The organism is Virgibacillus sp. SK37 (assembly GCF_000725285.1).
Classification (GTDB): Bacteria; Bacillota; Bacilli; order Bacillales; family Amphibacillaceae; genus Virgibacillus_Q.
Window position 1 is genome coordinate 128,795 of record NZ_CP007161.1, and the last position, 16,465, is coordinate 145,259.

Genomic DNA, 16,465 nt, shown 5'->3' on the forward strand with positions numbered 1-16,465 from the left:
ACTGTGATAAGCTTAGGTAAAATCGGACATTAAAAGGGAGGTAGGCCCCTTGCTAGATGTAAATAATTTTGAGTATATGAAAATAGGCTTAGCTTCACCGGAGAAGATACGTTCATGGTCTTATGGTGAGGTGAAGAAGCCGGAAACAATTAATTACCGTACATTGAAGCCGGAGAAGGATGGCTTATTCTGTGAGCGGATTTTTGGACCACAAAAAGATTGGGAATGTCATTGTGGTAAGTATAAGCGAGTACGCTATAAAGGTGTTGTATGTGACCGTTGTGGTGTAGAAGTAACAAAAGCGAAGGTGCGTCGTGAGCGCATGGGCCACATTGAGCTAGCAGCTCCAGTATCACATATTTGGTATTTTAAAGGTATACCAAGCCGTATGGGTCTTGTCTTGGATATGTCGCCAAGAGCTCTTGAGGAAGTAATCTATTTCGCTGCATATATTGTAACGGAAACTGGTGACACACCTTTGGAGAAAAAACAGCTTTTATCTGAAAAAGAATACCGTGCGTATTATGACAAGTATGGTAAGTCTTTTAAAGCCCAAATGGGCGCAGAAGCAATCCGTAAACTTTTACAAGACATCGATATTGAAAAAGAAGTGGATGCTTTAAAAGAAGAATTGAAGACAGCACAGGGACAACGAAGAACAAGAGCAATTAAACGTCTGGAAGTATTGGAGTCGTTCCGTAATTCGGGCAATGACACCTCTTGGATGGTGTTGGATGTTTTACCTGTAATCCCACCTGAAATACGTCCGATGGTTCAGTTGGACGGCGGAAGATTTGCGACATCTGATCTGAATGATTTATATCGTCGTGTAATTAATCGAAATAACCGTCTGAAGCGTTTATTGGACCTTGGAGCACCAAGTATTATTGTGCAAAATGAAAAGCGTATGCTACAAGAGGCAGTAGATGCCTTGATAGATAATGGACGTCGTGGCCGCCCAGTCACTGGACCAGGTAACCGACCATTAAAGTCCTTATCTCATATGCTGAAAGGGAAGCAAGGTCGTTTCCGTCAAAACCTATTAGGTAAACGTGTAGATTATTCTGGACGTTCTGTAATTGTTGTTGGACCTCACTTGAAAATGTATCAGTGTGGTTTACCGAAAGAGATGGCTCTTGAGCTCTTTAAGCCATTTATTATGAAAGAGCTTGTAGAAAAAGGAATTGCGCATAATATTAAATCAGCAAAACGTAAAATCGAACGTGTGCATCCTGATGTATGGGATGTACTGGAAGAAGTAATTAAGGAGCATCCTGTATTACTTAACCGTGCACCTACTTTACACAGACTAGGTATTCAAGCATTTGAGCCTACATTAGTTGAAGGACGTGCAATTCGACTGCATCCATTAGTGTGTACAGCGTACAACGCTGACTTTGATGGTGACCAAATGGCAGTCCATGTTCCTTTATCAGCTGAAGCGCAGGCAGAGGCCCGTATCCTTATGCTTGCAGCACAAAACATCTTAAATCCAAAAGATGGGAAACCAGTTGTTACACCGTCTCAGGATATGGTTTTAGGAAACTATTACCTTACATTAGAACGAGAAGACGCAATCGGTGAAGGTGCTGTCTTTAATGATATAAACGAAGCATTGCTCTCTTATCAGAATGGATACGTACATTTGCATACCAGAGTAGCAATCCAAGCTTCGAGCCTGAACAACAAAACGTTCACTGATAAGCAACAAGGTCAATTATTGATCACTACTGTAGGTAAAATTATTTTCAATGAAATCTTACCTGATTCGTTCCCTTATATTAACGAACCTACAAAACTTAACTTGGAGATTGAAACTCCGGAGAATTATTTTGTAGAAAGTGGAACGAACATAAAGGAAGAAATCAAGTCAAGAGATATTATCAAACCGTTTAAAAAAGGTTTCCTGGGAGATATCATTGCGGAAGTCTTTAAACGATTCAAAATCAGTGAAACATCTAAAATGCTTGACCGCATGAAAGATCTTGGTTTCAGTTATTCTACAAAAGCAGGTATGACTGTTGGTATTTCTGATATCGTTGTATTAAAAGAAAAAGAGGAAATTCTAGTAGAAGCCCAAAAGAAAGTGGATAACGTATCTAAACAATTCCGCCGCGGCTTAATCACAGATGAAGAACGCTATGATAGGGTTATTGCAATATGGTCTCAGTCAAAAGACACGATTCAAGAGAAGCTAATGCAATCCTTAAGCGAAAGAAACCCGATCTTTATGATGAGTGATTCTGGAGCAAGGGGTAATGCTTCTAACTTTACACAGCTTGCAGGTATGCGTGGTCTAATGGCCAACCCGGCTGGTAAAATTATTGAATTACCGATTAAGTCCAGCTTCCGTGAAGGTTTAACAGTACTCGAATACTTTATTTCTACGCACGGTGCTCGTAAAGGCCTTGCTGATACAGCCTTGAAGACAGCCGACTCAGGTTATTTAACCCGTCGTTTAGTGGATGTGGCCCAGGATGTAATTGTACGTGAAGCAGATTGTGGCACGGACCGAGGACTTACCGTTTCTGCCTTAACTGATGGTACAGAATTAATTGAGCCATTAATTGACCGATTAATTGGGCGTACAGCCTTCCGTACTGTGAAACACCCGGAAACAAATGAGATCCTTGCTGAAAAAGATGCAATTATTACAGAAGACCAAGCAAAACAAATTGTTGATGCTGGTATTGAAGAAGTAACTATACGCACAGCCTTCACATGTAATACGAAGCACGGTGTATGTCAAAAATGTTATGGTCGAAACCTAGCAACTGGAGCAGATGTGGAAGTTGGAGAGGCAGTTGGTATAATTGCTGCTCAATCCATTGGTGAGCCTGGTACACAGCTAACCATGCGTACATTCCACACAGGTGGTGTTGCAGGGGACGATATCACACAAGGTTTACCTCGTATCCAAGAGCTATTTGAAGCTCGTAATCCAAAAGGGCAGGCTGTTATTAGTGAAATCTACGGAACCATTCATGAAATTAAAGAAGTGAAGGACAAACAAGAAATTATTGTCCAAGGGGAAGTAGAACAACGCGCCTACGCTGTACCTTATAATGCTCGAATGAAAGTAACTGTTGGAGATACAGTTATTGCAGGACAGGAACTTACAGAAGGTTCTGTAGATCCAAAAGATCTCTTGCGTGTTCAGGGTGTTGAAGGTGTTCAGGACTATTTACTCCGTGAGGTGCAACGCGTATACCGTATGCAGGGTGTAGAAATTGGTGATAAACACGTCGAAGTTATGGTTCGTCAAATGCTTCGTAAGATCCGTGTTATTGATTCTGGAGATACGGATGTATTGCCAGGTTCATTACTTGAACTACATCAGTTCAAGAATGCTAACCACAAGGTGTTGAATGAAGGCCAGCAGCCAGCAACCGGAAAACCTGTATTATTAGGTATCACCAAAGCATCCTTGGAAACAGATTCGTTCTTGTCTGCAGCTTCTTTCCAAGAAACTACACGGGTACTTACAGATGCTGCAATCAAAGGTAAGCGGGATGAGTTACTAGGACTGAAGGAAAATGTAATCATCGGTAAGCTGGTTCCTGCCGGGACTGGAATGCAACGCTACCGTCAGGTGCAAGCAGATCTGGATGAGCCAGAAACAGCTGTAGAGGAAGAAACAGAGACTGTTCAATAGAACTTGCTAATAGAAGCATAGGTTTAAAAAATAGAGAAAAGATTAATGAACAAGTGATAAACCGTCGGAAGCACCAAAAATATTCTTGATATATATTGACATTGAAAAATATGGGTGATAGAATATTCAAGGTGCTTCCGATAATGCTTGTTACTTTGGAGGATATGAAATGTCTTATGAAAAAGTGACTCAAGTTCGATCACGAATAATTATTGGGACGAAACAGACGCTTAAGGCCATGAATAATGGTGAAATAAGTGAAGTGTTTATTGCTGATGATGCTGATCACCGATTGACACAGAAAGTAGCTAGTTTAGCAAAAGATCTTGGCATCCCTTGCCGCTATGTAGATTCGATGGAAAAACTAGGTGCCGCTTGTGGGATTGAGGTTGGTGCATCTACAGTTGCAATAAAGCATTAATGGTTTTGACAGGAAATTAGCTGTCGAGACTTTGTTTTTTGCCAAAAGATGAACCACCTGGATGTGTGGGTTTATAACTCGCTTGAAACAGCTGGTTACAGATTTTAAATTTATAAAATTGGAAGGGAGGACATTTCAATGCCTACAATTAATCAATTAGTACGTAAAGGTCGTGTGAACAAGCCGAAGAAATCTGATTCACCGGCACTAAATAAAGGTTATAACAGTTTCAAAAAGAAACTTACTGACCAAAACTCTCCACAAAAACGTGGTGTTTGTACACGTGTTGGTACATTGACTCCAAAGAAGCCGAACTCTGCACTTCGTAAATATGCGCGTGTTCGCTTGTCAAACAACATGGAAGTAACTGCATACATTCCTGGAATTGGTCACAACTTACAAGAGCACAGCGTAGTATTGCTACGTGGTGGACGTGTAAAAGACTTACCAGGGGTACGTTACCACATTGTACGTGGAGCACTTGACACAGCTGGAGTAGAAGGCCGTGCACAAGGACGTTCTAAATACGGAACGAAACGCCCTAAGAAAAAATAATGTGTAATAATAACTATTGAGAGAGGAGGAGGACATATGCCACGTAAAGGACCAGTACCTAAACGCGATGTCTTGCCAGATCCACTTTATAAATCAAAATTAGTGACTCGTTTAATCAATCAAATTATGGTTGATGGTAAAAGAGGTAAGGCACAAAAAATTCTTTATAATGCATTTGAACTTGTTTCTGAAAGAAGCGGCCAGAATGCAATGGAAGTTTTTGAACAGGCAATGAAAAACGTAATGCCAGTACTTGAGGTTCGTGCTCGCCGTGTTGGGGGTTCTAACTACCAAGTACCGATGGAAGTTCGCCCTGAACGTCGTCAGGCATTAGGACTACGTTATATTGTTAACTACTCTCGTCTACGCGGAGAGAAAACAATGGAAGAACGTCTTGCTAATGAAATTCTTGATGCATCTAACAATACAGGTGCTTCAGTTAAGAAGCGCGAAGAAATGCATAAAATGGCAGAAGCGAATAAAGCATTTGCTCACTACCGTTGGTAAGAACAAGACAATAAAGTTTTTTAAATAGGAAGGAGAAGAATACATGGCTAGAGAGTTCTCCTTGGAAAAGACGCGTAATATTGGTATTATGGCACACATCGATGCAGGTAAGACCACTACTACTGAGCGTATTCTTTTCTACACAGGACGTATTCATAAAATTGGTGAAACACACGAAGGTGCTTCACAGATGGACTGGATGGAGCAAGAGCAAGAGCGTGGTATTACAATCACATCCGCTGCAACAACTGCTGCTTGGAAGGAACATCGTATTAACATTATAGATACACCTGGACACGTGGACTTCACTGTAGAAGTTGAACGTTCCCTACGTGTGCTGGATGGTGCTGTAACTGTACTTGATGCACAGTCTGGTGTTGAACCACAGACAGAAACTGTATGGCGTCAAGCGACAACGTACGGAGTACCTAGAATCGTATTCATTAACAAAATGGATAAAGTAGGTGCTGACTTCTTGTATTCTACAGGCACATTAAAGGATCGTCTGGGTGCAAATGCACATCCAGTACAGTTACCAATTGGTGCTGAAGATCAATTTGAAGGTATTATTGATCTTATCAATATGGAAGCACACTTCTATCTTGATGACCTTGGTACAAAAGCAGAATCCCGTGAGATCCCTGCAGAATATAAAGATAAGGCAGAAGAGCTAAGAGCAGGTCTTATTGAAGCAGTATCAGAACTTGATGAAGAGTTAATGATGAAGTTCCTAGAAGGGGAAGAAATCTCCAATGAAGAACTTAAGAATGCAATTCGTCAAGCAACATTGGATGTAGAATTCTATCCTGTATATTGTGGTTCTGCATTTAAAAACAAAGGTGTTCAACTAATGCTTGATGGTGTAATTGACTTCTTGCCTGCACCAACAGATGTTGCGGCAATTGAAGGTATTATTCCTGGAACAGAAGAGAAAGTAACTCGTCCATCAGATGATAAAGCTCCTTTCTCTGCTTTGGCATTTAAAGTTATGACAGATCCATACGTTGGAAAGCTTACATTCTTCCGTGTATATTCTGGGACACTAGATTCCGGTTCTTATGTTAAGAACTCTGTTAAAGATAAGCGTGAACGTGTAGGTCGTATCCTACAAATGCACGCCAACTCCCGTGAAGAAATTTCACGCGTTTACTCTGGTGAAATTGCAGCAGCAGTAGGCTTGAAGGATACTTCAACTGGGGACACACTATGTGATGAAAAGGACTTAGTTATCCTTGAATCAATGGAATTCCCAGAACCGGTTATCGGTGTTGCAATCGAACCAAAAACAAAAGCGGACCAAGATAAAATGGGTATTGCTTTAGCAAAACTTGCTGAAGAAGATCCAACTTTCCGTACAGAAACAAACGTAGAAACTGGTCAAACAATTATTTCTGGTATGGGTGAACTTCACTTAGACATTATTGTTGACCGTTTGAAGCGCGAATTCAAAGTTGAAGCTAATGTTGGTGCACCACAGGTTGCTTACAGAGAAACTTTCCGTTCTGCTGCAGAGGTTGAAGGTAAGTTTGTACGTCAGTCAGGTGGTCGTGGACAATATGGTCACGTTTGGGTTAAATTTGAACCAAATGAAGAAGGCGCTGGCTTTGAATTTGAAAACAAAATCGTTGGTGGGGTTGTTCCTCGTGAATACATTCCTTCTGTTGAAGCGGGTATTGCTGAAGCAATGGAAAATGGTGTACTAGCAGGATATCCATTAATTGATATTAAAGCTTCACTATATGATGGTAGCTACCATGATGTTGACTCAAACGAGATGGCATTTAAAATAGCTGCATCAATGGCCTTAAAGGCTGCTAAAAACAAGTGTAACCCAGTACTTCTTGAACCAATGATGAAGGTAGAAATCGTTATTCCTGAAGAATACATGGGAGACATTATGGGTGATGTTACATCACGTCGTGGACGCGTTGAAGGTATGGAAGCACGCGGAACTGCTCAGTTAGTAAAAGGTTTCGTACCACTTGCTGAAATGTTCGGTTATGCTACTGCATTACGTTCAAATACGCAAGGGCGTGGAACCTTCACAATGCACTTTGACCACTATGAAGAAGTGCCAAAGAGTATCTCAGAAGAAATTATTAAGAAAAATGCTGGTCAATAATTGATTTTTTGATCATCATCAAGTATAACTTTTAGTGAAGGCTGAGTTATAGTTTAAAATTATTTCTCTGCTTAACATATAAAAAATAAAAAAACTTTTATTTAACTAAAGGAGGAACTATAAATGGCTAAAGAAAAATTCGATCGCTCAAAAAGTCACGTAAACATTGGTACAATTGGACACGTTGACCATGGTAAAACTACTCTAACTGCTGCTATTACAACAGTTATGCATAAGAAATCTGGTAAAGGTTCTGCAATGGCTTATGACCAAATTGACGGTGCACCAGAAGAAAAAGAACGTGGAATTACAATTGCAACTTCTCACGTTGAATATGAAACTGACACTCGTCACTATGCACACGTTGACTGCCCAGGACACGCTGACTATGTTAAAAACATGATCACTGGTGCTGCTCAAATGGATGGAGCTATCCTAGTAGTATCTGCTGCTGATGGTCCAATGCCACAAACTCGTGAGCATATCTTACTATCTCGTAACGTTGGGGTACCTTCAATTGTAGTATTCCTTAACAAAACAGATATGGTAGACGACGAAGAACTTCTTGAATTAGTAGAAATGGAAGTACGTGATCTACTTACTGAATACGACTTCCCAGGTGACGATGTACCTGTAATCAAAGGTTCTGCTCTTAAAGCTCTAGAAGGCGATGCAGACTACGAAGAAAAAATCGTTGAACTAATGGCTGCAGTTGATGAGTACATCCCAACTCCAGACCGTGACAAAGACAAGCCATTCATGATGCCAGTTGAGGACGTATTCTCAATCACTGGTCGTGGTACAGTTGCTACTGGACGTGTTGAGCGTGGAGAAGTTAAAGTAGGAGACGAAGTTGAAATCATCGGACTTGCTGAAGATGCTTCTAAAACTACTGTAACTGGTGTGGAAATGTTCCGTAAGCTTCTTGACTATGCTGAAGCTGGAGACAACATTGGTGCACTTCTACGTGGTGTTGCACGTGAAGACATCAACCGTGGTCAAGTACTAGCAAAGCCTGGTTCAATTACTCCACACACAAACTTCAAAGCTGAAGTTTATGTATTGTCAAAAGAAGAAGGTGGACGTCATACTCCATTCTTCGCTAACTATCGTCCACAGTTCTATTTCCGTACTACTGACGTAACTGGTGTTATTCAGTTGCCAGAAGGTACTGAAATGGTAATGCCTGGCGATAACATCGAAATGAGCGTTGAGCTTATTTCTCCAATCGCTATTGAAGACGGTACTCGTTTCTCTATCCGTGAAGGCGGACGTACTGTTGGATCTGGTGTAGTATCATCAATTCAAAAGTAATAAACTTTTTCAAAAGCAGGTAGCGTGACGACGCTACCTGCTTTTTGTCTTTGGCCCCTAATATATATTTGGGTTATTCAATGATTCGTGAAATAGATAAAGCGCCAATTAACTTGGAAGACTTAAACTGCCGTTTTGGAAAAAGGTTTAATATAGCTAGTCCCTAAATATCTAAGGTGGAATTCCTTTCACTCTCCTGCTGATTAATCTACTCTTTGGCGGATAGTTTTGCTCTTCTGCTGATTAATTTGCTCTTCGGCGGATTAACACGCTGTGCAGCTGATTAATGTATTCTTCGGCGGATAATCTCACTCTGCTGCTGATTAATGTATTCTTCGGCGGATTATCCAACTCTGCAGCCGATTGATTTATTCTTCGGCGGATAAAATCGCTCTCCTGCTGATGAAGTAACTCTCCGGTAGATTAAATCTCCCATTCGCAAATAACCTCAACTTACTAATGGTGAATCTACCCTATAGCAGAAAGTTTTTCCATCCAAGCTTCGGTTTTCCCGCACACTAGAAAGTATTTAACTTCCTTAAAGTTTTAACGCAATCGTACAACTTTTCCCTTAAGCTAGAAAATATTCTTGTTATGATAAGGAATTTCCTTGTACCCCTTGCATTCATTGAAAATAGTAAGTATAATACATAGATGTGCAATATCCTTACAACATTTATTAAAAAGGGGTTGCATTGACCGGCGGAATTCTATATAATAAGAATGTTGGTCATCGAAGGCGATGAAGCGGAAGGTTGTTGGCACACCCGGCCCCTTTGCCATGGCGGGGTGCTAAGGAATTTTCGTGGAGAATGTCTATAATAATATGGGCGAGAAGGAGGGAAAATAATGGCAAAAGAAAAGATCAGAATCCGTTTGAAAGCATATGATCATCGTATCTTAGATCAGTCTGCTGAGAAAATTGTAGATACTGCGAAGCGTTCTGGAGCAAATGTTTCTGGACCAATTCCATTACCTACAGAAAGATCTGTATACACTGTATTACGTGCGGTGCATAAGTACAAGGATTCACGCGAGCAATTCGAAATGCGTACACATAAACGCTTGATCGATATTGTTAATCCAACACCACAAACTGTTGACTCGTTAATGCGTCTTGACTTACCATCTGGTGTGGATATTGAAATCAAACTATAAAATAATGGATTTACTATAGGAGGTGTAACGGATGACGAAAGGAATCTTAGGTCGTAAAATCGGCATGACTCAGCTTTTCTCTGAAACTGGCGAGTTAGTGCCTGTAACAGTTATTCAGGCAGAGCCAAACGTTGTAATGCAAAAGAGAACGCTAGAAAATGATGGCTATGAAGCATTACAAATCGGTTTTGCTGATGAGAAAGAATCACGTACGAATAAAGCGAAAAAAGGTCATGCTGCTAAAGCTGAAACAGCCCCTAAGCGCTGCGTTCGTGAATTCCGTGACGCTAATCTTGATGACTATGAAGTTGGTCAGGAAATAAGCGTTGATGTTTTTCAAGCAGGAGATAAAATTGATGTAACTGGAACAACCAAGGGTAAAGGTTTCCAAGGTTCCATCAAACGACATAATCAACAACGTGGCCCAATGTCCCACGGTTCCCATTATCATAGAGGACCTGGTTCACTAGGTGCTGTTGATCCAATGCGTGTATTTAAAGGAAGACCACTTCCAGGACAAATGGGTGGCAACCAAGTTACAATTCAAAACCTTGAAATTGTTAATGTGGATGCTGAGCGTAACCTTATTTTAGTTAAAGGGAACGTACCTGGTGCAAAAAAATCATTCGTAAAAATCACGAGTGCAATAAAGGCTAACTAATCATATAGACGAAGGGAGGATATGTCATGCCTAAAGTAGCACTATTAAAACAAGACGGTTCACAAGCTGGCGATATGGAGTTAAACGATTCCGTATTCGGTATTGAACCAAACACACATGTTTTACATGAAGCTGTAGTAATGCAACGTGCATCTATGCGTCAAGGAACGCACGCTGTAAAAAACCGTTCGGAAGTACGCGGTGGTGGTCGTAAACCATGGCGTCAAAAAGGAACAGGACGTGCGCGTCAAGGTTCCATTCGTTCACCACAATGGGTAGGCGGCGGAACTGTATTCGGACCGACTCCTAGAAGCTATAGCTACAAACTACCAAAGAAAGTACGTCGTCTAGCAATAAGATCTGCTCTATCATCTAAAGTAAAAGAAGATAATCTTGTAGTATTGGAAAGCATTGCAATTGATGCTCCAAAAACTAAAGAAGTAGTTAAGATGCTTGAAGCACTTAACGTTGATACAAAAGTATTAATTGTTACTGCTGAAAAAGACGAGACAGTTATGCGTTCAGCAAATAATCTTCAGTCTGTAAAAGTACTGACTGTAGAGGAAATGAACGTACTTGACTTGCTTTCGCATGACAAGCTGATCGTTACTAAAGATGCAGCTGAAAAAGCAGGGGAGGTGCTTTCATAATGAAAGACCCACGCGATATTATTAAGCGCCCGGTAATTACGGAAAACTCTGCTGATCTTATGGCAGAGAAGAAATATACGTTTGAAGTAAGCCCAAAAGCTAATAAAACAGAGATCAAGTCTGCTGTTGAACTAGTATTTGGTGTCAAAGTAGAAAAAGTAAATACAATGAATCTTAAAGGTAAGTTCAAGCGAATGGGAAGATACGGTGGGTATCGCTCAGATCGCAAAAAAGCTATCGTACAACTTTCTGAGGACAGTAAAGAACTGGACTTCTTTGAAGGTTAAGAACAAGGAAATTGTGAAGGAGGGAAAACAAGATGGCGATTAAAAAATTCAAACCAACGTCAAATGGTAGACGTAATATGTCTGTATCTGATTTTGCTGAAATCACTACAGATACTCCAGAGAAGTCCCTTTTAAGCCCGTTATACAAACGTGGTGGTCGTAATAACCAAGGGAAACTAACTGTTCGTCATCAAGGTGGCGGTCATAAGCGTCAATACCGTATTATCGACTTCAAGCGTGATAAAGATGGTATACCAGGACGCGTTGCTACAATTGAATATGATCCAAACCGTTCAGCTAATATAGCTCTAATCAATTATGTTGATGGAGAAAAGCGTTATATTCTAGCTCCAAAAGGTCTTAAAGTGGATCAAAAAATCGAATCAGGTGTAGATGCGGATATCAAGTTAGGTAACGCACTTCCATTGGCTAACATTCCAGTTGGTACAATCATTCATAACGTTGAGTTGAAACCAGGACGTGGTGGACAGCTTGCTCGTTCAGCAGGTGCTGAAGCTCAGGTTCTTGGACGTGAAGATAAGTACACACTAGTTCGTTTAGCTTCTGGTGAAGTTCGCTTAATCCTTTCTACTTGTCGCGCTACAGTTGGTCAGGTAGGTAACATTGAACATGAACTTATTCGTGTTGGTAAAGCAGGACGTTCTCGCTGGTTAGGCAAGCGCCCAACAGTACGTGGTTCTGTAATGAACCCTAACGATCACCCACACGGTGGTGGTGAAGGACGTGCGCCAATCGGACGTAAATCACCAATGTCACCATGGGGTAAACCGACACTTGGCTACAAAACACGTCACCGTAACAAGTCGACTGATAAATATATCGTTCGTAAGCGTAAAAAATAAACGGAATAGCGGACGGGATATAACCCCCGTCTCTCAATTGCGAAAGGAGGTTTATCCATGGGTCGTAGCTTGAAAAAAGGACCTTTTGCAGATGACCATCTACTGTCAAAGATTGAAACATTAAACGAAAGTGACAAAAAACAAGTGATTAAAACTTGGTCACGTCGTTCTACTATATTCCCTACATTTATTGGTCATACCATTGCAGTATATGACGGACGTAAACACGTTCCGGTTTATGTTACAGAAGACATGGTCGGCCATAAGCTAGGCGAATTCGCCCCAACCCGTACGTACAAAGGGCATGCCGGCGATGATAAGAAAACAAAACGCTAATGAGAGGAGGCACTCAACATGCAAGCAAAAGCCATTGCGAAATCGGTTCGTATTGCTCCTCGTAAAGTTCGTTTAGTTGTTGATCTAATTCGAGGAAAAAACGTTGGTGAAGCAGTTGCAATTTTACGTCATACACAACGTGGTGCTTCTCCAGTCGTAGAGAAAGTTTTGAAGTCTGCTATTGCAAACGCGGAACATAACTACGAAATGGATCCAGATAATCTAGTGATTTCTGAAGCATTTGTAAATGAAGGTGCAACACTGAAACGCTTCCGTCCACGTGCTCAAGGACGTGCAAGTAAGATTAATAAACGCACAAGCCACATTACTGTGGTTGTTACAGAAAAGAAGGAGGGATAGTCAGTGGGTCAAAAAGTAAATCCAACGGGTCTTCGTGTCGGCATCATCAAAGACTGGGAGTCTAAATGGTATGCTGGTAAAGACTATGCAGACTTACTACATGAAGATATTAAAATCAGAGAATATCTTGAAAACCGCTTGCGTATTGCTGCTGTTTCTTCTATTGATATCGAACGTGCAGCAAACCGTGTGAACATTACTATTCATACTGGTAAACCAGGTATGGTAATTGGTAAAGGCGGTTCAGAAGTAGAAGCTCTACGTAAATCATTGAATAGCCTGACTGGCAAACGTGTACACATTAACATCGTGGAAATCAAAAAAGTCGATCTTGATGCAACATTAGTTGCTGAAAATATCGCTCGTCAGTTAGAAAATCGTATTTCATTCCGTCGTGCTCAAAAACAAGCTATTCAACGTGCAATTCGTGGAGGAGCTAAAGGTATTAAAACTCAAGTTTCTGGACGTCTTGGTGGAGCAGACATCGCTCGTGCGGAACATTATAGTGAAGGAACAGTACCACTACACACATTACGTGCTGATATCGATTATGGTACAGCTGAAGCTGATACTACTTACGGTAAGCTAGGCGTTAAAGTGTGGATCTATCGTGGAGAAGTCCTTCCAACTAAATCAAACAAATAAGGAAGGGGGCACTTTCTATGTTAATGCCTAAACGTGTTAAATATCGTAGACAACATCGTGGTAAAATGAGAGGTCAAGCAAAAGGTGGAACTACTGTAGCTTTTGGTGAGTATGGCCTACAAGCAACAGAAGCATCTTGGATCACTAGCCGTCAAATAGAGGCAGCTCGTATTGCAATGACTCGTTACATGAAACGTGGCGGTAAAGTTTGGATTAAAATCTTTCCTGACAAACCATACACTGCAAAGCCCCTAGAAGTTCGAATGGGTTCCGGTAAAGGTGCTCCAGAGGGCTGGGTAGCAGTAGTAAAACCAGGAAAAATTATGTTTGAAATCGCAGGTGTATCAGAAGAAGTTGCTCGTGAAGCGTTGCGTCTTGCTTCTCATAAACTGCCGATTAAAACAAAGTTTGTAAAACGTGAAGAAATTGGTGGTGAAAGCAATGAAGGCTAATGAAATCAGAGAACTAACCACTGCCGAAATTGAACAAAAAGTGAAATCTTTAAAAGAAGAACTATTTAATTTACGCTTCCAGCTTGCAACAGGTCAATTGGAAAACACTGCTCGCATTCGCGAAGTAAGAAAATCAATTGCTCGTATGAAAACTGTTGTACGTCAACGTGAACTAAGTGTAAATAACTGATAATTCGAGAGGAGGTTAGCCTCAAAATGACTGAACGTAATAATCGTAAAGTATATACAGGCCGTGTCGTATCGGATAAAATGGATAAAACAATTACTGTTTTAGTTGAGACTTACAAGTTTCATAAACTATACGGTAAACGTGTTAAATACTCTAAGAAATTCAAAACACATGATGAAAACAATCAAGCAAAGATTGGCGATGTTGTACGCATCATGGAAACTCGTCCGCTATCAGCTACAAAACGTTTCCGATTAGTTGAAATCGTTGAAGAAGCGGTAATTATATAATATAAGTTCGCTCGGAAAGGTATCCGAAGGGAGGTCACAGCGATATGATTCAACAAGAAACTCGTTTAAAAGTTGCAGATAACTCTGGTGCACGTGAAGTGCTAGCAATTAAAGTACTTGGTGGTTCCGGACGTAAAACTGCTAATATTGGTGATGTAATTGTTTGTACTGTGAAACAAGCAACACCAGGCGGCGTTGTCAAAAAAGGTGAAGTTGTTAAAGCCGTAATTGTACGTTCAAAATCTGGCGCACGTCGTAAAGATGGATCATACATTCGTTTTGATGAAAATGCAGCAGTAATTATCCGTGATGATAAAAGTCCAAGAGGAACACGTATCTTCGGACCAGTCGCACGTGAATTACGTGAAGCTAAATTCATGAAAATCGTATCTCTAGCTCCAGAAGTTTTATAAGCTTAAATTTTTGCCTTGTAAGGAGGTGCGTCAAGCATGCATGTAAAAAAAGGTGATAAAGTCAAAGTAATATCCGGTAAAGACCGTGGTAAACAGGGCACTATTTTAGAAGCATACCCTAAAAAGGAACGTGTTCTTGTAGAAGGTATTAACATGATTAAAAAACACGCTAAGCCTTCTCAGGAGAATCCGCAAGGCGGAATCCTTAATCAAGAAGCACCAATCCATGTTTCTAACGTAATGCCAATAGATCCTAAATCCGGTGAACCAACTCGCGTTGGGCATGAAGTACGTGACGGAAAGAAAGTCCGCATCGCTAAAAAATCCGGTGAAGCATTAGATAAATAGTTTAGCGACGAAAGGAGGGCGACATGATGAATCAACTAAAACAAAAATACCAAGATGAAGTATTACCATCTTTGATGAATAAATTTAATTATGAATCTGTTATGCAAGTACCAACAGTTGAAAAAATTGTTATTAACATGGGTGTTGGTGATGCAGTTCAAAATTCAAAAGCATTGGATAGTGCTGTAGAAGAGCTTGCATTAATTTCTGGTCAAAAGCCAATGGTAACTCGTGCTAAGAAATCAATCGCTGGTTTCCGTCTTCGTGAAGGAATGCCAATCGGTGCGAAAGTAACCCTTCGTGGTGAGCGCATGTACGATTTCCTACAAAAGCTTATTGCAGTATCACTTCCACGTGTACGTGACTTCCGTGGTATCTCTAAAAAGGCTTTTGATGGTCGAGGAAACTATACATTAGGTGTTAAAGAACAGCTAATTTTCCCAGAAATTAACTACGATAAAGTGAACAAGGTCCGCGGTATGGATATCGTTATTGTAACAACTTCCAATACTGACGAAGAAGCTCGTGAACTTTTAGCTCAGCTAGGCATGCCTTTCCAAAAATAAGCTAAGAGCTAATACAAGGAGGGAAAATTGTGGCTAAAAAATCAATGATTGCGAAACAAAAACGTCCACAAAAATATCAAGTACGTGAATACACACGTTGTGAACGTTGTGGCCGACCACATTCTGTAATTCGTAAATTTAAACTTTGCCGTATTTGTTTCCGTGAACTTGCCTATAAAGGTCAAATTCCTGGTGTCAAAAAAGCAAGCTGGTAAACCCCGATTCGGGAAGGAGGTAATTAGTAATGGTTATGACAGATCCAATCGCAGATATGCTTACTCGTATTCGTAATGCAAACATGGTACGCCATGAAAAGTTGGAGCTTCCTGCTTCTACTATGAAAAAAGAGATCGCTGATATCCTTAAACGTGAGGGTTTTGTTTCAGATTATGAATTTGTTGAAGATAACAAACAAGGCGTTCTGCGTATTTTCCTTAAGTACGGTGCAAATAACGAACGAGTAATTACAGGTATTAAAAGAATTAGTAAGCCAGGACTACGTGTCTATGCTAAAGCTAACGAAGTACCTCGTGTACTTAATGGTTTAGGTATTGCTATCGTATCAACATCTAAAGGTGTGCTTTCTGATAAAGAAGCCCGTTCTCAAGCTGTTGGTGGCGAAGTTCTTGCCTACGTTTGGTAATTAACATTTTTTGATAAGGAGGTGCATGA

22 protein-coding genes are annotated in these 16,465 nt (G+C 40.6%); all 22 read left to right on the forward strand.

Annotation, left to right across the window (positions count from 1 at the left end; genetic code table 11):
- Nucleotides 1-49 precede the first annotated feature (49 nt).
- The 22 genes from rpoC to rpsH all read left to right on the forward strand — a co-directional run bounded on the left by rpoC (nt 50) and on the right by rpsH (nt 16,436).
- Complete coding sequence (gene rpoC, locus X953_RS00630; protein WP_040953943.1) at nt 50-3,655, forward strand: DNA-directed RNA polymerase subunit beta'; 3,606 nt, start codon at nt 50-52, stop codon at nt 3,653-3,655.
- Nucleotides 3,656-3,824: 169 nt separating this feature from the next.
- On the forward strand, nt 3,825-4,076 hold the full coding sequence (locus X953_RS00635) for a 50S ribosomal protein L7ae-like protein (RefSeq protein ID WP_040953944.1): 252 nt from the start codon (nt 3,825-3,827) through the stop codon (nt 4,074-4,076).
- A gap of 138 nt (nt 4,077-4,214) precedes the next feature.
- Nucleotides 4,215-4,631 (forward strand): 30S ribosomal protein S12, encoded by a 417-nt coding sequence (gene rpsL / locus X953_RS00640; protein ID WP_019375539.1) that lies wholly within the window; start codon nt 4,215-4,217, stop codon nt 4,629-4,631.
- Nucleotides 4,632-4,667: 36 nt separating this feature from the next.
- The gene (gene rpsG, locus X953_RS00645; protein WP_019375538.1) at nt 4,668-5,138 is read left to right on the forward strand and encodes a 30S ribosomal protein S7; all 471 of its coding nucleotides are present in this window, start codon (nt 4,668-4,670) and stop codon (nt 5,136-5,138) included.
- A 43-nt stretch (nt 5,139-5,181) separates the two neighbouring features.
- Nucleotides 5,182-7,260: an elongation factor G gene (gene fusA, locus X953_RS00650; protein ID WP_040953945.1), complete on the forward strand. Its 2,079-nt coding sequence runs from the start codon at nt 5,182-5,184 to the stop codon at nt 7,258-7,260.
- 123 nt (nt 7,261-7,383) lie between these two features.
- Nucleotides 7,384-8,574, forward strand: coding sequence for an elongation factor Tu (gene tuf / locus X953_RS00655; RefSeq protein WP_019375536.1), 1,191 nt, complete (start codon nt 7,384-7,386; stop codon nt 8,572-8,574).
- A gap of 849 nt (nt 8,575-9,423) precedes the next feature.
- Nucleotides 9,424-9,732: a 30S ribosomal protein S10 gene (gene rpsJ / locus X953_RS00660; protein WP_019375535.1), complete on the forward strand. Its 309-nt coding sequence runs from the start codon at nt 9,424-9,426 to the stop codon at nt 9,730-9,732.
- A gap of 31 nt (nt 9,733-9,763) precedes the next feature.
- Complete coding sequence (gene rplC, locus X953_RS00665; protein ID WP_040953946.1) at nt 9,764-10,393, forward strand: 50S ribosomal protein L3; 630 nt, start codon at nt 9,764-9,766, stop codon at nt 10,391-10,393.
- A gap of 26 nt (nt 10,394-10,419) precedes the next feature.
- Nucleotides 10,420-11,043 carry a 50S ribosomal protein L4 gene (gene rplD / locus X953_RS00670; protein WP_040953947.1) on the forward strand — a complete coding sequence of 208 codons (624 nt, stop codon included), beginning with the start codon at nt 10,420-10,422 and terminating at the stop codon, nt 11,041-11,043.
- Nucleotides 11,043-11,330 (forward strand): 50S ribosomal protein L23, encoded by a 288-nt coding sequence (gene rplW, locus X953_RS00675; RefSeq protein ID WP_040953948.1) that lies wholly within the window; start codon nt 11,043-11,045, stop codon nt 11,328-11,330. The genes rplD and rplW overlap by 1 nt, the downstream gene beginning before the upstream one ends.
- A 32-nt stretch (nt 11,331-11,362) precedes the next feature.
- Nucleotides 11,363-12,193: a 50S ribosomal protein L2 gene (rplB, locus tag X953_RS00680; RefSeq protein WP_040953949.1), complete on the forward strand. Its 831-nt coding sequence runs from the start codon at nt 11,363-11,365 to the stop codon at nt 12,191-12,193.
- Nucleotides 12,194-12,250: 57 nt separating this feature from the next.
- On the forward strand, nt 12,251-12,529 hold the full coding sequence (rpsS, locus tag X953_RS00685) for a 30S ribosomal protein S19 (protein ID WP_040953950.1): 279 nt from the start codon (nt 12,251-12,253) through the stop codon (nt 12,527-12,529).
- Between the two features lie 18 nt (nt 12,530-12,547).
- Nucleotides 12,548-12,889 carry a 50S ribosomal protein L22 gene (gene rplV, locus X953_RS00690; RefSeq protein ID WP_019375529.1) on the forward strand — a complete coding sequence of 114 codons (342 nt, stop codon included), beginning with the start codon at nt 12,548-12,550 and terminating at the stop codon, nt 12,887-12,889.
- 3 nt (nt 12,890-12,892) lie between these two features.
- Nucleotides 12,893-13,534: a 30S ribosomal protein S3 gene (gene rpsC, locus X953_RS00695; RefSeq protein ID WP_019375528.1), complete on the forward strand. Its 642-nt coding sequence runs from the start codon at nt 12,893-12,895 to the stop codon at nt 13,532-13,534.
- 17 nt (nt 13,535-13,551) lie between these two features.
- The gene (rplP, locus tag X953_RS00700; RefSeq protein WP_019375527.1) at nt 13,552-13,986 is read left to right on the forward strand and encodes a 50S ribosomal protein L16; all 435 of its coding nucleotides are present in this window, start codon (nt 13,552-13,554) and stop codon (nt 13,984-13,986) included.
- Nucleotides 13,976-14,176 carry a 50S ribosomal protein L29 gene (rpmC, locus tag X953_RS00705; protein WP_026680241.1) on the forward strand — a complete coding sequence of 67 codons (201 nt, stop codon included), beginning with the start codon at nt 13,976-13,978 and terminating at the stop codon, nt 14,174-14,176. Before rplP ends, rpmC begins: the two co-directional genes overlap by 11 nt.
- Nucleotides 14,177-14,202: 26 nt before the next feature.
- The gene (gene rpsQ, locus X953_RS00710; RefSeq protein WP_019375525.1) at nt 14,203-14,466 is read left to right on the forward strand and encodes a 30S ribosomal protein S17; all 264 of its coding nucleotides are present in this window, start codon (nt 14,203-14,205) and stop codon (nt 14,464-14,466) included.
- A gap of 44 nt (nt 14,467-14,510) precedes the next feature.
- The gene (gene rplN / locus X953_RS00715) at nt 14,511-14,879 is read left to right on the forward strand and encodes a 50S ribosomal protein L14 (RefSeq protein ID WP_019375524.1); all 369 of its coding nucleotides are present in this window, start codon (nt 14,511-14,513) and stop codon (nt 14,877-14,879) included.
- Between the two features lie 36 nt (nt 14,880-14,915).
- Complete coding sequence (rplX, locus tag X953_RS00720; protein ID WP_019375523.1) at nt 14,916-15,227, forward strand: 50S ribosomal protein L24; 312 nt, start codon at nt 14,916-14,918, stop codon at nt 15,225-15,227.
- 26 nt (nt 15,228-15,253) lie between these two features.
- Nucleotides 15,254-15,793, forward strand: coding sequence for a 50S ribosomal protein L5 (rplE, locus tag X953_RS00725; protein WP_026041277.1), 540 nt, complete (start codon nt 15,254-15,256; stop codon nt 15,791-15,793).
- 29 nt (nt 15,794-15,822) lie between these two features.
- On the forward strand, nt 15,823-16,008 hold the full coding sequence (locus X953_RS00730; RefSeq protein WP_019375521.1) for a type Z 30S ribosomal protein S14: 186 nt from the start codon (nt 15,823-15,825) through the stop codon (nt 16,006-16,008).
- 29 nt (nt 16,009-16,037) lie between these two features.
- On the forward strand, nt 16,038-16,436 hold the full coding sequence (gene rpsH, locus X953_RS00735; protein ID WP_040953951.1) for a 30S ribosomal protein S8: 399 nt from the start codon (nt 16,038-16,040) through the stop codon (nt 16,434-16,436).
- Nucleotides 16,437-16,465: the final 29 nt, after the last annotated feature.

Bases quoted from the DNA above. Each gene is read 5' to 3' on its own strand.
- rplB (WP_040953949.1), top strand. From the start codon at position 11,363: ATGGCGATTAAAAAATTCAAACCAACGTCAAATGGTAGACGTAATATG.
- rplV (WP_019375529.1), top strand. From the start codon at position 12,548: ATGCAAGCAAAAGCCATTGCGAAATCGGTTCGTATTGCTCCTCGTAAA.
- rpsJ (WP_019375535.1), top strand. From the start codon at position 9,424: ATGGCAAAAGAAAAGATCAGAATCCGTTTGAAAGCATATGATCATCGT.
- rplW (WP_040953948.1), top strand. From the start codon at position 11,043: ATGAAAGACCCACGCGATATTATTAAGCGCCCGGTAATTACGGAAAAC.
- fusA (WP_040953945.1), top strand. From the start codon at position 5,182: ATGGCTAGAGAGTTCTCCTTGGAAAAGACGCGTAATATTGGTATTATG.
- tuf (WP_019375536.1), top strand. From the start codon at position 7,384: ATGGCTAAAGAAAAATTCGATCGCTCAAAAAGTCACGTAAACATTGGT.
- rplN (WP_019375524.1), top strand. From the start codon at position 14,511: ATGATTCAACAAGAAACTCGTTTAAAAGTTGCAGATAACTCTGGTGCA.
- rpsL (WP_019375539.1), top strand. From the start codon at position 4,215: ATGCCTACAATTAATCAATTAGTACGTAAAGGTCGTGTGAACAAGCCG.
- rpsS (WP_040953950.1), top strand. From the start codon at position 12,251: ATGGGTCGTAGCTTGAAAAAAGGACCTTTTGCAGATGACCATCTACTG.
- rplP (WP_019375527.1), top strand. From the start codon at position 13,552: ATGTTAATGCCTAAACGTGTTAAATATCGTAGACAACATCGTGGTAAA.
- rpsG (WP_019375538.1), top strand. From the start codon at position 4,668: ATGCCACGTAAAGGACCAGTACCTAAACGCGATGTCTTGCCAGATCCA.
- rpsH (WP_040953951.1), top strand. From the start codon at position 16,038: ATGGTTATGACAGATCCAATCGCAGATATGCTTACTCGTATTCGTAAT.
- rpmC (WP_026680241.1), top strand. From the start codon at position 13,976: ATGAAGGCTAATGAAATCAGAGAACTAACCACTGCCGAAATTGAACAA.
- rplX (WP_019375523.1), top strand. From the start codon at position 14,916: ATGCATGTAAAAAAAGGTGATAAAGTCAAAGTAATATCCGGTAAAGAC.
- rplC (WP_040953946.1), top strand. From the start codon at position 9,764: ATGACGAAAGGAATCTTAGGTCGTAAAATCGGCATGACTCAGCTTTTC.
- X953_RS00635 (WP_040953944.1), top strand. From the start codon at position 3,825: ATGTCTTATGAAAAAGTGACTCAAGTTCGATCACGAATAATTATTGGG.
- rplD (WP_040953947.1), top strand. From the start codon at position 10,420: ATGCCTAAAGTAGCACTATTAAAACAAGACGGTTCACAAGCTGGCGAT.
- rpsQ (WP_019375525.1), top strand. From the start codon at position 14,203: ATGACTGAACGTAATAATCGTAAAGTATATACAGGCCGTGTCGTATCG.
- rplE (WP_026041277.1), top strand. From the start codon at position 15,254: ATGAATCAACTAAAACAAAAATACCAAGATGAAGTATTACCATCTTTG.